This window comes from Priestia sp. TSO9, assembly GCF_021029645.1.
In the GTDB taxonomy this organism is placed as follows: Bacteria; Bacillota; Bacilli; order Bacillales; family Bacillaceae_H; genus Priestia; species Priestia megaterium_E.
Map to the genome: position 1 here is coordinate 1,226,040 of NZ_JAJEKD010000015.1, position 13,481 is coordinate 1,239,520.

Annotated in this window: 12 protein-coding genes; all 12 read right to left on the reverse strand. The window is 41.2% G+C overall.

Translation table 11 applies throughout. The features are described from left to right. Positions 1-5: 5 nt before the first annotated feature. The gene (locus LJC66_RS21510) at positions 6-749 is read right to left on the reverse strand and encodes a Stp1/IreP family PP2C-type Ser/Thr phosphatase (RefSeq protein WP_230933510.1); all 744 of its coding nucleotides are present in this window, start codon (positions 747-749) and stop codon (positions 6-8) included. A gap of 4 nt (positions 750-753) precedes the next feature. Further along, positions 754-1,845: a dual-specificity RNA methyltransferase RlmN gene (gene rlmN, locus LJC66_RS21515; RefSeq protein WP_013084826.1), complete on the reverse strand. Its 1,092-nt coding sequence runs from the start codon at positions 1,843-1,845 to the stop codon at positions 754-756. Positions 1,846-1,847: 2 nt separating this feature from the next. Further along, positions 1,848-3,188, reverse strand: coding sequence for a 16S rRNA (cytosine(967)-C(5))-methyltransferase RsmB (gene rsmB / locus LJC66_RS21520; protein WP_230933511.1), 1,341 nt, complete (start codon positions 3,186-3,188; stop codon positions 1,848-1,850). Then, complete coding sequence (fmt, locus tag LJC66_RS21525) at positions 3,181-4,119, reverse strand: methionyl-tRNA formyltransferase (protein WP_050689665.1); 939 nt, start codon at positions 4,117-4,119, stop codon at positions 3,181-3,183. Before fmt ends, rsmB begins: the two co-directional genes overlap by 8 nt. 10 nt (positions 4,120-4,129) lie before the next feature. Further along, positions 4,130-4,603: a peptide deformylase gene (gene def, locus LJC66_RS21530; protein WP_013084828.1), complete on the reverse strand. Its 474-nt coding sequence runs from the start codon at positions 4,601-4,603 to the stop codon at positions 4,130-4,132. A 70-nt stretch (positions 4,604-4,673) separates the two neighbouring features. Next, positions 4,674-7,088 carry a primosomal protein N' gene (gene priA, locus LJC66_RS21535; protein ID WP_230933512.1) on the reverse strand — a complete coding sequence of 805 codons (2,415 nt, stop codon included), beginning with the start codon at positions 7,086-7,088 and terminating at the stop codon, positions 4,674-4,676. Further along, positions 7,085-8,302 (reverse strand): bifunctional phosphopantothenoylcysteine decarboxylase/phosphopantothenate--cysteine ligase CoaBC, encoded by a 1,218-nt coding sequence (gene coaBC, locus LJC66_RS21540; RefSeq protein WP_230933513.1) that lies wholly within the window; start codon positions 8,300-8,302, stop codon positions 7,085-7,087. Before coaBC ends, priA begins: the two co-directional genes overlap by 4 nt. Before the next feature lie 180 nt (positions 8,303-8,482). Next, on the reverse strand, positions 8,483-8,704 hold the full coding sequence (rpoZ, locus tag LJC66_RS21545; RefSeq protein WP_013058926.1) for a DNA-directed RNA polymerase subunit omega: 222 nt from the start codon (positions 8,702-8,704) through the stop codon (positions 8,483-8,485). 2 nt (positions 8,705-8,706) lie between these two features. After that, positions 8,707-9,321 carry a guanylate kinase gene (gene gmk, locus LJC66_RS21550; RefSeq protein ID WP_013058927.1) on the reverse strand — a complete coding sequence of 205 codons (615 nt, stop codon included), beginning with the start codon at positions 9,319-9,321 and terminating at the stop codon, positions 8,707-8,709. Positions 9,322-9,334: 13 nt separating this feature from the next. Further along, positions 9,335-9,595 (reverse strand): DUF370 domain-containing protein, encoded by a 261-nt coding sequence (locus LJC66_RS21555; RefSeq protein WP_013084831.1) that lies wholly within the window; start codon positions 9,593-9,595, stop codon positions 9,335-9,337. 46 nt (positions 9,596-9,641) lie between these two features. Beyond that, on the reverse strand, positions 9,642-10,517 hold the full coding sequence (locus LJC66_RS21560) for a YicC/YloC family endoribonuclease (RefSeq protein WP_029320527.1): 876 nt from the start codon (positions 10,515-10,517) through the stop codon (positions 9,642-9,644). Positions 10,518-10,670: 153 nt separating this feature from the next. After that, positions 10,671-13,349: a calcium-translocating P-type ATPase, SERCA-type gene (locus LJC66_RS21565; RefSeq protein ID WP_230933514.1), complete on the reverse strand. Its 2,679-nt coding sequence runs from the start codon at positions 13,347-13,349 to the stop codon at positions 10,671-10,673. Positions 13,350-13,481 lie beyond the last annotated feature (132 nt).

Genomic DNA, 13,481 nt, shown 5'->3' on the forward strand with positions numbered 1-13,481 from the left:
CACTCTCACCCACTTTCAGATGTAAAGTCCACAATTGCAAGTGTAATATTGTCTTCTCCACCAAGCTCATTTGCTAATTGAATCAGGCTCGTACCCTTTTCGTGAAGTGATGAACTTGTTGATAACGTTTCGTTCAGCTTTTGTTCCGTTACCTTATTTGTCAGTCCATCTGAACATAATAATAATCGATCTTCTTTTTCCACTTCAATTGTTTTTACATCTAAACTAACATTTTCTTCGGTACCTAGTGCTCGCAATAAGATATTTTTTCGTGGATGATGCTCGGCATCTTCTTTGGTGATTTGACCATTTTTTACGAGTTCATTCACAAGAGAATGATCTTCTGTTACTTGTTGAAATCCATATTCATTTGAAATATAGCATCTGCTGTCTCCTATGTTACCAATCGCACAAAACGTATCGGCGCATAAAGCAAGTACAACTGTTGTACCCATTCCTTTACACTCTTCATGCTCCTGAGCATACTGATAAATATCTTGATTAATTTGCGAAACATGCGTACGAATCCACTGCGTCGCCTCATCAGGAGACGTTACTTTGTCCGCTTCTTCCCACGCTATTTGCAATTTTTTAACCGCCATCTCACTGGCGACGTCGCCAGCTCGATGACCTCCCATACCATCAGCCACAATTGCAAGCAGCTGATTGTATTGGTTCAAAAATACCCCTCCGTTATCTTCATTATGTTGTCTAACTCTCCCTCGGTCTGTCATGAAGACAGTTGCCATACAATCACCTCGTCTCTTCTTTACGCTCCTTCGCACGTAATTGGCCACAAGCTGCATCGATGTCATGACCTTGCTCACGTCGAATAGTCACGTTAACGCCACGCTTTTTAAGCGTACGTTCAAATGCAAAAATCTGTTCACGCGGTGTACGAACATAATCACGCTCAGGCACATAGTTTACGGGAATCAAGTTCACGTGACATTTAACGTCTTTAATCAAATCCGCTAATTCCTCCGCATGCTCTACTTGATCGTTTACTCCTCCGAATAGACCATACTCAAAGCTAATACGTCTTCCCGTTTTATCCGTATAGTATTTAATGGCTTCCATCAAATCAGGAAGTTTGTACGCACGGTTGATCGGCATTAAGCGTGAGCGGATGTCATTGTTTGGAGCGTGAAGTGAAATCGCAAAATTGATTTGCATTTTTTCATCAGCAAACTTATAGATTTTCGGAATGATTCCACTTGTCGATACTGTGATATGACGTGCACCAATATTTAATCCATCATCACTGTTAATTGTTTTTAAGAAGCGCATCATTTCATCGTAGTTATCAAATGGCTCCCCAATACCCATAATTACGACAGAGCTCACGCGTTCTCCTTGTTCATCTAGCGCTTTTTGTACTTTTACTACTTGCGCTACGATTTCTCCAGCTTCTAAGTTACGCTTTAAACCTCCAAGAGTAGACGCACAGAATGTACAGCCGATGCGACAGCCAACTTGAGTTGTTACACAGACAGAATTTCCGTATTCATGACGCATAAGCACCGTTTCAATTGTATAACCGTCATGGAGTTCGAATAAAAACTTCATCGTGCCGTCCCCAGACGTTTGCTGGACAACTGTTTTTAATGTCGTTAATGCAAATTTGTCTTTTAACTGTTCACGTAATCCTTTAGATAAGTTTGACATATCGTCAAAGTCCGTTACGCGTTTAACATATAACCAGTCAAAAATTTGTTTAGCACGGAACTTCTTATCTCCGTGTTCCACTAACCAATTTTCTAGGTCGTGCATTTCTAATGAATAAATAGATGGTTTTTGCGCTTTTTCTTCTGCTTTTGCTTTTCTTTTAGCTACTTCTTCCATTTTTACACCTTCTTCTGTAAACATGCAATATAAAACCCATCGCTTTGTGCATCTGGCAGCAATTGAATTTCACCATGTTTTACGTTTTGTTTAAGCTTTTGCGGCATGCGTGCAGCGAGTGTTTCATCTTTTTGAAAATCAGCATGATCTGCTAAAAATGCTGCTACAACATCCCCATTTTCATCCCGGTCAATTGTACATGTACTATATACAAGGGTCCCACCTTTTTTTAATAAAGGCGCAACCGCATTTAAAATATCTTGTTGAATACGCGCCAGCTGCTTTACATCTTGCTCAGTTTTTGTATATTTCAAATCAGGTTTACGTCTCATTACACCAAAACCTGAGCACGGAGCATCTACTAAGATGCGATCAAACATTTCTTCATCAAACTGTTCGCCCGCTTTGCGGCTGTCTTGAACCGTCGGCTCAATATTGGTAAGATGCAGACGCTCTGCCTGCTGGGCGATCAGCTTTACTTTATGGTCATGAATGTCCAAGGAAATAACTTTACCACTGTTTTTAAGCTGCTCTGCAATATGAGTTGATTTTCCTCCCGGTGCAGCACAGCTATCTAAAATTAGCTCTTCTGCCTCCGCACCGAGCGCATGAGCCACTAACATAGAGCTTTCATCTTGAACGGTAAACATTCCTTCACGAAATGCTTGTGTATGAGCTGCATTTCCTTTTTGAACTTCTAGCGCTTCTTCTACAAAATGGCCTGGTTCTACAACAATACCTTCTTTTTCAAGCGCTTCTTTTACTTCATTTTGCGTAAAGCGTGCACTGTTTACTCGGATTGTTTGTTTAGGGGCCATTAAATTAGCTAAACAGATTCCGCGTGTTTTGTCCAATCCATATTGTTCCACCCAGCGTTTTACAAGCCACAATGGATGACTCGTTTCAATTGCCAACCGCTCCACAGGATTTTGTATTTCTTCTAAAGAAGGCGTGCCGCTGCGCTGAATATTTCGTAAAACGCCGTTTACCATTGAGGCAATTCCTTTGTGGCCGCGTTTTTTGGCAATTTCTACTGCTTCATGAAGGATTGCCCGGTCCGGCACTCGGTCTAAATATACCATTTGGTAAAGCGATAAACGAAGCAGCACTCGCACCCAAGGCTGCAGTTTTTTTGGATTTTTCAAGAAAGGCGCTAACCCGTAATCTAACGTATCACGTCTTTGAATCGTTCCATACACAATTTCCGTTAACAGTCCTGCATCTTTTCCTTGAATACCACGTTTTTGTATACTGTTATTTAACAATAGATTGCTGAATGCCTGATTTTTTTCAATAGCTAGTAAAATATCTAAAGCTATGTCTCGAACGTTGTACTTACTCATTGACATCCCCTAATACTGTTCCGACTTCAACGGATGTACCTCGTAAATACTGCGCTGCATCCATACGTTTTTTTCCAGCCGGCTGAAGTTCCGTCACTTTAATAGCTGTTTCATTTCCAGTTGCTACTATAAATCCATCCTCTTCAAGTGATAAAACGGTACCCGGTTTGCCTGATGCAGATACTTTCTCTCCCCACCAAATTTTCATGACCTGACCGTCTGCTGTTGTATAAGCAACCGGCCAAGGGTGAAGTCCGCGGATATGGTTATAAATTTCTTCTCCTGTACGGGCCCAATCAATTTTCTCTTGTTCCCGCTTAATGTTAGAAGCAAATGTCGCTTCGTCATCGTTTTGTTTAACCGGCGTAATTTCACCTTTTACAAGAGAAGGAATGGTTTCTGAAAGCAGTTTTGCACCAGCAGCGCTGAGTTTATCATGAAGCGTGCCAACGTGATCACGTTCTTCAATCGGAACTTCTACCTGTGTTAAGATATCACCTGCATCTAATTTTTCTACCATATACATAATTGTAACACCAGTTTTCGGCTTACCTTGTAGAATTGAATAATGAATCGGCGCGCCTCCGCGCAGTTCAGGTAACAGAGAAGCATGCACGTTAATACAGCCGTATTTAGGCGCTTCTAAAATAGGGGTTGGTAAAATTTGACCAAAAGCCGCTGTTACAATTAGGTCAGGCTCATACGCTAATACTTTCTGATATTCTTCTTCTAAACGAATCTTTTCTGGCTGCAGTACAGGTATTTCATGCTTTAACGCCTCAACTTTTACTGGAGGAGGTGTTAATACGCGCTTGCGCCCTTTTGGTCGGTCCGGCTGTGTAACCACTGCGACCACTTCATATCCATCTTTAAGTAATGTTTGTAAAACCGGCACTGAAAAATCCGGCGTTCCCATAAATACGACTTTCATCGTGTAAAACCTACCCTTCTAGTTCATCCTCTTCGTAATACTTTGTTACTTTTTCCGTGAACAATACACCGTGTAAATGATCAATTTCATGTTGAATTGCTCGTGCTAAAAAACCTTTTGCTTCTATAAAATAAGGTTTTCCTTTACGATTTTGCGCACGTACTTTCACATAATCAGCTCGAGCCACGTCACCAAAAAGGCCCGGAAAACTTAGGCAGCCTTCTGGACCGATTTGTTCGCCTCGTTGCTCAATAATTACCGGATTAATTAACTCAATTTTACCGTGTCGGTCATCCACGTCTACCACTGCCACTTGCTGCAGAACTCCTACTTGAGGAGCAGCTAGACCCACACCGTCTGCTTCAAGCATTAAATCATACATGCCGTTTAGTAATTTCGCTAATTTATTATCAAAGTTTTTAACGACTTCACACTCTTGTTCAAGTACTTCATTAGGATGGTAAACAAGCTTAAGCTTAGCCAAATAGGCACCTCCTTTATTCTTTCTATTTATATCCAAAAACCTTCTTCTTTAACGCCATCAAGACGACTGGTTACATCATCGAGTATGGATTCAAATCAATAGTGATCGTTAAATTCTCCTTCTGCATTTCCGCTTGATAGCGTTCTAATATATATTTCAACAGCGGAATCAGGCTTGGTTCCAGCTTGTATTTTAACATGCATTGATAGCGATATCTATCTTTTATCTTAGCAATCGGAGATGCGACTGGCCCTAAGATCGTTGTTTGCGGCGAAAGTTTCTGACGCAGATACTGCGAAATTTTGTCTGTAACAGACACCACTTTTGCAATATTTTCATGAGATACGGTGACAAGCGCCAAGTAAAAGAAAGGAGGATATTTATGCATTTTACGAATTTCCATCTCCTGCTTATAAAACGCATCATAATCATGCTGACTCGCAAGTTGAATGCTGTAGTGTTCAGGCGTGTACGTCTGAATCACTACTTCTCCTGGAAGTTTGTGGCGTCCTGCTCTTCCGCTTACTTGTGTTAAAAGCTGAAACGTTTTTTCAGATGCACGAAAGTCAGGTAAATTCAGCATCGTATCTGCTGTTAGAACGCCTACAAGCGTGACGTTTGGAAAGTCCAGTCCCTTCGCAATCATCTGGGTCCCTAGTAAAATTTGCGCTTCTCCACTTGCAAACTTGTTCAGGAGCTTTTCATGCGCGCCTTTTCTGCTTGTCGTATCAACATCCATTCGAACGACTCTAGCCTCAGGCAGCACTTTTGTTAATTCTTCTTCCACTTTTTGTGTGCCAGATCCAAAAAAGCGGATATGTTCGCTGTGGCATTCTGGGCACTCAGTGTGCACTTGTTCTTCATGTCCGCAATAATGGCATTTTAATTTATTTTGATAGCGGTGATACGTTAGTGAAATTTCACAGTGCTCACATGTCGGAACGTAACCGCAGTCTCTGCACATAACAAAAGAAGAGTGACCTCTTTTATTTAAAAATAAAACGATTTGCTCCCCTTTTTCCAAACGGTCTTTCATCTTTTCAAACAGCAGAGTTGAAAACATAGAGCGATTGCCGCTGCGAAGCTCTTCTCTCATATCAACGATATCCACCGACGGCATTGATGACTTATTCATTCTTTGCTTTAACGTCAGCAGCTTATACACACCTTTTTGCGCTCTTGCAAAGGACTCAAGCGTTGGTGTTGCACTTCCTAAAATGACTGGACACTGATGATGCTGCCCTCGGTAAATAGCTACATCTCTGGCATGATAACGGGGGTTTTCTTCTTGTTTATAACTCGTCTCATGTTCTTCATCGATAATAAGAAGACCCAAATTTTCAAATGGAGCAAATACAGCAGAGCGGGCCCCTACTACAACGGATACTTCTTTTCGCTGAATTTTTCGCCATTCATCGTATTTCTCTCCAGTAGACAAGCCGCTATGAAGCACAGCAACTTTTGAGCCGAACCGCTCTTTAAACCGCTTGACCATCTGAGGGGTAAGGGAAATCTCCGGAACAAGCATAATCGCTTCTTTTCCTTTTTTCAGCACTTGATCAATTGATTGGAGATACACTTCCGTTTTTCCGCTTCCGGTTACTCCGTACATTAAAAACACATCGTGAAGATTTTCTTCGATGTCCCGCAGAATTGGTGCAATTACCTCAGCTTGTTCATCCGTCAATTGAAATGGCTTTGATGGTGTAAAGTATCGATCTTGATAAGGATCACGGTATATTTCAATTTCCGTTTCCGCTAAGAGTCCTTTGTTAATCAGCGCTTTTATAGGAGCGGAGGTAATCTGCAAATCTTCCGCTATTTCTTTTATGGCTACTTCTTCATTTCGCTCGAGCATAAAAGACAGCACTTGTTTTTGCTTTTCTGCCTGCTTATTTAACTCGCTCATAAACTGCTGAATTTCTTCAAAGCTTTGATTCAGTTTTACGCCTTTTGCCGTTTTTTTGTTTCCTTTGTTTTTCACCACGTAGACAACTTCGATTAGACCTTTTTGAATATCACGGTGAAAAGCTGGAGCAGCGGCTGTCTTTTCTACTTCACTCCACTTCAGCGAGGATCTTGACTGAAAAAACGGCTTTACTTGCTCATGGAGCTGTTCGTATGCCTCTTTTGAAAGGAGTGACAGTTCTTTATCATATTTTGCTTTCATCGCCGCAGGCAGCATGACTTGAAAAGCCGATATCATAAAACAAAGCGTTTTTTCGGTTAGCCAGTGCCCAATCTCTAACAGTTCGGGAGTCAGAACCGGCGTTAAATCAAGCAGGTCAGCAATTGGTTTAACACGCTTAACTTCGGCCTCTTCTTTAAGAGCCACCACAAACCCTTGAACTTTTCTAGGACCAAACGGAACGACAACTCGCATACCCGGAACAATAATTCCTTTCCATTTGTCAGGAACAGCGTAGTCAAAAGCTCGATCTGTTTGCTTAGCAGCCACGTCCACAATTACACTAGCTACACTCATTTTTTCAGCCCTTCTAACATTTCCTTCACTTCTTTTAACACCTCGGTAGCTACATCGTGTTTTGAAAGAATGGGAAGTTTCCTAGACTCTCCGCTTCGCTTATAGAGCGTTACAATATTTGTGTCCGTTCCAAAACCTGCTCCCTCTGTCGTTACGTTATTGGCTACAATCATATCCAAGTTTTTAGATAAAAGTTTCTTTTGTGCATATTCATCCACTTGTTCTGTTTCTGCTGCAAAGCCGACTAAAAGCTGGTGTTCTTTTCGCTCTCCAAGCGTGCGTAAAATATCTGTTGTTCTCTCTAGCTCTAATACTGCTGCACCAGGCTGCTTTTTCATCTTTTGATCAAACACATGCTTTGGTCGGTAATCTGCCACTGCGGCTGATTTGATAACAACATCTGCTTCATGATAGCGCTGCATAACAGCTTCAAGCATCTGCTGCGCACTTTCAATTTGAACAACCTGCACTCCTTTTGGATACTCTAAATTCGTCGGTCCCGTTACAAGTGTTACCGATGCGCCTAACTTAGCAGCTTGTTCTGCAAGAGCATAGCCCATTTTCCCGGTAGAACGATTGGTGAAGAATCGTACGGGATCGATGCGTTCTACCGTAGGTCCTGCTGTAACCAATACATTCACACCTTCAAGGATCTTTTGTGTACCTAATGCTTGTGAGAAATGAGATCCGATTAGTGAAACAATTGTTTCTGGCTCTTCAAGACGGCCTTTTCCTACATAACCGCATGCCAAATACCCTTCTCCAGGTTCTACAAAAGAGTAACCAAATGATGAAAGAGTGCTCATATTTTTTTTAACAGCTGGATGATCGTACATATGAACATTCATTGCAGGTGCAATCCACACAGGTGCAGTAGCAGCGAGCAGCGTTGTGGAAATCATATCATCCGCAAGACCATTTGCTATTTTCCCTATCATATTTGCCGTAGCAGGAGCTACTAAAATTAAATCAGGCCAATCTGCTAAATCAATATGTGCAATCACAGATGGATCTTTTTCATCAAACGTATCTGTATAAACTGGGTTTCGAGACAGAGCTTGAAACGTAAGCGGCGTTACGAACTCGCATGCCGAAGCAGTCATCATTACTTTAACTTCCGCTTCCGCTTGTACTAATTTACTTGCTAAAGCTGCGGCTTTATATACGGCGATCCCGCCGCTAACACATAATAAAATTCGTTTTCCCTTCATCATTATGCCCCCATCTATTTATCCCGCTCAACCAGCATCCGCTTGTTTACTCGGGTAACTATCTAAAGCTTTTCAATTTAATTATTATACCATTTTTGTAATGAGACATTCACTATCCTGCTTGAATACAAACAAAAGCATCAAAAAAATAACAACCTATAAAGTAGGTTGTTATTTTTTCACTTACTGATGTTTAGAATCTTCTTCTGCTACACCTTGCTTATAGCTTAATTGTTCAGCATTAATTTCTTCTAAAGCACAGCCTACAAATTTATAAGAAACCGGCTTTTCAATCGGCGTATCATTGTGAAGCTGTAATTGACGTGCACGTTTTGCAGCTACTGTCACAAGCGTGTACTTAGAATCTAATTTTTCCATTAGGGAATCAATTGATGGATAAAGCATGTTTATTCTACCTCCAGCATTCTTTTATAGCGCGCAGAAATACGATCACGACGGCAGTGTTCAGCCGTTACGATAGCACGGATGCGAGCACAAGCATTTTCTACTTTGTCATTTTCTACAACATAATCGTAGGCGTCCATAAGTTCAATTTCTTCTTTTGCCACGCGCATACGGTTATTGATTAAATCTTCTGTTTCAGTACCGCGGTTTACGATACGACTTTTAAGCTCTGACAAACTCGGCGGTGCCAAGAAGATGAACAAACCTTCTGGAAACGCTTCTTTCACTTGAAGAGCACCTTGCACTTCAATTTCTAGAAATACGTCTTTGCCTTCAGATAACGTTTGTTCTACATAATCAACCGGGGTACCGTAGTAGTTGCCTACGTATTCAGCCCACTCTAATAATTTCTTGTTTTCAATCATGCGCTCAAACTCTTCGCGTGGTTTGAAGAAATAGTCAACACCGTCTACTTCACCTTCGCGGGGCTTTCTTGTTGTTGCAGAGATAGAATACTGCAATTTAATGTCTTCTTGCTCAAACAATGCTTTTCGTACCGTTCCTTTTCCAACACCTGATGGTCCGGAAAGAACAATTAATAAACCTCTTTCAATCATCGGTTCAAGTGACCTACCCTTCTAATAATTCTTCTTTGTTTATAAGTCGCTGTGACACAGTTTCTGGCTGTACAGGAGCTAAAATAACATGATCGCTATCCATAACAATAACAGATCGTGTTTTACGTCCTTGCGTTGCATCTATTAAAGAGCCTCGATCTTTTGCATCTTGAATAATGCGTTTGATTGGAGCTGATTCAGGATGAACGACAGAGATTATACGATTAGAAGAAATAAAATTTCCAAATCCAACGTTCACTAATTTACCGCTCATAAGAAGCCTCCCGCTATACCAATATAATCTTTATCTTACACGAAGGCTATTCAATATTTTGAACCTGCTCTTTTATGCGTTCTAATTGTGCTTTCATACTAATAACATACTGAGCAATAGTACCATTATTTGCCTTCGCACCGATTGTATTCATTTCACGATTCAGCTCTTGAACAAGGAAATCCAGCTTGCGTCCTACTGAATCAGGTGTATTTAATGCTTGAATAAATTGTGAAACATGACTTTGAATTCGCGTAAGTTCTTCGCTAATATCTGCTTTTTCAGCAAAAATAGCTACTTCAGTCAGCACTCGCTGCTCATCGAAAGTACCTTCTAAATAATCGCTCAGCTTTCTTTTAATACGCTCGCGATATTGTTCAGCAACTTCAGGAGCAAGCTGTGTAATTTTTTCGCGAATGTCTTGAATATCCTGTAAGTACCCCATCAAATCGTGATACAGCTCTGATCCCTCTCGTTTCCGCATATCCACTAACTGATGCACAGCAGCGTCAACGGCTTCAAAGATTGCACCATGAATACTCGTCTGATCAGCTTCTTCTTCATAAGTTGTCATCACTTCAGGCATGTGTAAAATGTCTTGAATTTGAACAGATTGTGACAGCCCATGCTTTTCTTGTACTTGCTGCAACGCATTCATGTATTCCTCAAGCAGCTGCCAATCCGTCTGCAGTTTCTTTTTTGCCATTTCTTCACCTGAAATAGTAACAAATACTTCTACTCTACCACGTTTTATGTATGTTTGAACGATTTTTTTTATTTTATCTTCAATTTCAATTAATTGTCTTGGCATACGAATAACAATTTCACAAAAACGATGATTAACAGACTTCATTTCCACTGTTACTGATCGATTTTCCACTTCCGCTTTTCCGCGGCCAAAACCCGTCATACTTTTTATCATTATCATCACATCCACTATGTACATCTTACATAAAAAGTATCATAAAAGAAAGTGTTAGCAAAAAAAAGAAATCTCTCTTCTTTATTCAACCTGTAAAGGCTGCCTTCATGAGTTTTCTCATTTAGGACAGCCTGTATTAAAGTATAGCACAATTTATGAAGCTTTTCTTGTTAAAAGTGAACCGGCAAGTAAAAAAGTTGGAAGGCTTGCAAGTCCTAGAATAACGAGCCATTCCCGCGGTGCAATAGCCATTGTATGGAAAATAGGCTGCAGGGGCGGATAGTAAATGGCCACCAGCATAAGGATAATAGATGAAATAACGGCTCCTACAAGATATAAGTTTTGAAATGGATTGCGATCAAAGATTGATTTTTCGCTCCGGCAGTCAAATACGTGAATAAGCTGTGCCATGACAAGTGTGGCAAATGCAATCGTCTGTGCATACTGCAGCCGATCTGGGTCATTGTCGTAAACAATCATGAATGCAGCAAGTGTAGCAGCTCCAATTAAAAATCCGCGGCTGACTACTTTCCACCCTAATCCTCTTGCAAAGATACCTTCACGCGGATGCCTTGGATGGCGCTTCATCACGTTGTCCTCTGGCTGGTCTAAGCCAAGAGCCATCGCAGGCAAACCGTCTGTTACTAAGTTTACCCATAGTATTTGAATGGGCACTAGCGGAAGCGGAAGTGCTAAAATCATCGCAAAGAGCATAACTAAGATTTCTCCTACATTTGATGCAAGCAAGTAACGGATAAACTTTCGAATATTTTCATAGATGTTTCGTCCTTCTTTGATCGCTGATTTAATAGTAGCAAAATTATCATCAAGCAAAACGAGTGAAGACGCTTCTTTTGCTACGTCTGTCCCGGTGATGCCCATCGCGATGCCTATGTCTGCTGCTTTAATAGCCGGTGCATCATTTACGCCGTCGCCCGTCATGGCTACAATGTGATCTTTTGCTTGAAGAGCCTTAACAATTTTAAGCTTATGCTCAGGTGATACCCTGGCATATACGTAAACATCATCCACTACTTCTTCTAGCTCTTCCTGCGTCATTTTGGATAAATCCGTTCCTTCCAAGACTTGACCGTTTTTCGGTAGAATGCCTAGCTGTTTTGCAATCGCCTGTGCTGTAATGACGTGATCACCTGTAATCATAACGGTTTTGATTCCTGCGTCTCGGCATTCTTTGACCGCTTGCTTGACTTCTGGTCTTGGCGGATCAATCATTCCTTGAAGCCCGAGGAAAGTCAGGTCTTTTTCCGCTTCCTTCTCTGTATGAACGCTCTCATGGTCTTCTAACGGCCGATAAGCAATCGCAATAGTTCGAAGCGCTTGGCTAGCTAACTGATCAATCGCTCCTTTTACTTCATTATGAACTGTTACCGACAGCGTTTGTTGTCTGCTTTCCCATAAAATATTTTTGCTGTTTACAAGCAGCACATCCGGAGCACCTTTTGTTATAACATAGCGCTTATTAGATGCGTCTTCAATGACTACACTCATCATTTTACGCGTTGAATCAAATGGAAACTCTTCAATAATCGTAAACTGCTTTTGAATGTTTTCTTTTGTCAGCCCCGCTTTCATTGCGGCAACAAGCAAAGCCGCTTCAGTAGGATCTCCGTCGATGACATATTCTTTATCTTTTCTCGAAATGGACGTTTGATTGCAAAGCAGACCAAACACTAAAAGCTGCTGAAGCGGTTTTTCATTCCGTGTATCAACTTCTCTTTCCTCTCGCGAAAATACGCCCGTAGGTTCATACCCTGTCCCTGATACCCTCCACGTCATTCCTCCTGACCAGAGGTGAGTAACCGTCATTTTATTTTGCGTTAATGTGCCCGTTTTGTCTGAGCAAATGACTGATGCGCATCCTAGTGTCTCAACAGCAGGAAGTTTGCGAACAATGGATCTTTGCTTAATCATGCGCTGTACACCAAGAGATAGCGCCACGGTTACGATGGCAGGAAGACCTTCGGGTATGGCAGCAACAGCTAACGAAACTCCTGCTAAGAACATACTGTATAAATCATGGCCTTGCAGTACCCCAATCCCGACAACTAATACAGTAAGTGCAAGCGCTACAACTATTAAAATTTTACCTAATTGCTCTAACTTCCGTTGAAGAGGAGTAATCATGGCTTCAGCATTTTGAAGCAAATCAGCAATTTGTCCCATCGCTGTTTTCATTCCAATCCCTACAACGATACCTGTTCCGCTTCCTCGCGTCACAAGTGTACCCATAAACGCCATATTGTCCTGATCTCCAAGCGGCACTTCATCTCCGGGCAAAGCTTTTATTTGCTTGGCAACTGGCAAAGACTCTCCCGTAAGCGCTGATTCTTCAATTTCTAGACTTTTGGCTTCCATAATCCGAAGGTCAGCCCCGATGCGGTCTCCGCTCGAAAACTTTACAATGTCTCCTACTACCAGCTCTTTAGATGGCAACTTAACCCATTTCCCTTCACGCATAGCTGCTACTTGAGGAGCAGAAAGCTCTTTTAATGCATGAAGAGATTTCTCTGCTTTTCTTTCTTGAAAAAAACCTAGAAATCCATTAATTACTACAATGGCAATAATAGCAATCGCATCGATGTATTCGCCTAAAAGACCTGAAATAAGCGTAGCAGCTAGTAAAACCAGCACCATAAAATCTTTAAACTGCTCTAGAAACACAAGAATGGCCGGTTTTTTCTCTCCTTCAGTCAATTCATTAAATCCTTGCTGCTGCTGACGTGCTTTTACTTCTTTGTGTGTAAGACCATGCTGTCTGTCTGTTTTTGTTACTTCCACTATTGCTTTTTCACCTAATTCATACCATTTCATTGCATCTTTTCACACCCTTTTATTTGTAAATGCACCTATTAGATTGTTACAATCTTATATCGTATGCTTATTCAGACTCGTCCTAAAAAATGCTATACTTTTCTATAGGACAATTTTCAATTACTTAAGGAT

Bases quoted from the DNA above. Each gene is read 5' to 3' on its own strand.
- priA (WP_230933512.1), bottom strand. From the start codon at position 7,088: ATGAGTGTAGCTAGTGTAATTGTGGACGTGGCTGCTAAGCAAACAGAT.
- rsmB (WP_230933511.1), bottom strand. From the start codon at position 3,188: ATGAGTAAGTACAACGTTCGAGACATAGCTTTAGATATTTTACTAGCT.
- rlmN (WP_013084826.1), bottom strand. From the start codon at position 1,845: ATGGAAGAAGTAGCTAAAAGAAAAGCAAAAGCAGAAGAAAAAGCGCAA.
- rpoZ (WP_013058926.1), bottom strand. From the start codon at position 8,704: ATGCTTTATCCATCAATTGATTCCCTAATGGAAAAATTAGATTCTAAG.
- LJC66_RS21560 (WP_029320527.1), bottom strand. From the start codon at position 10,517: ATGATAAAAAGTATGACGGGTTTTGGCCGCGGAAAAGCGGAAGTGGAA.
- LJC66_RS21555 (WP_013084831.1), bottom strand. From the start codon at position 9,595: ATGAGCGGTAAATTAGTGAACGTTGGATTTGGAAATTTTATTTCTTCT.
- gmk (WP_013058927.1), bottom strand. From the start codon at position 9,321: ATGATTGAAAGAGGTTTATTAATTGTTCTTTCCGGACCATCAGGTGTT.
- LJC66_RS21565 (WP_230933514.1), bottom strand. From the start codon at position 13,349: ATGAAATGGTATGAATTAGGTGAAAAAGCAATAGTGGAAGTAACAAAA.
- coaBC (WP_230933513.1), bottom strand. From the start codon at position 8,302: ATGATGAAGGGAAAACGAATTTTATTATGTGTTAGCGGCGGGATCGCC.
- fmt (WP_050689665.1), bottom strand. From the start codon at position 4,119: ATGAAAGTCGTATTTATGGGAACGCCGGATTTTTCAGTGCCGGTTTTA.
- LJC66_RS21510 (WP_230933510.1), bottom strand. From the start codon at position 749: ATGGCAACTGTCTTCATGACAGACCGAGGGAGAGTTAGACAACATAAT.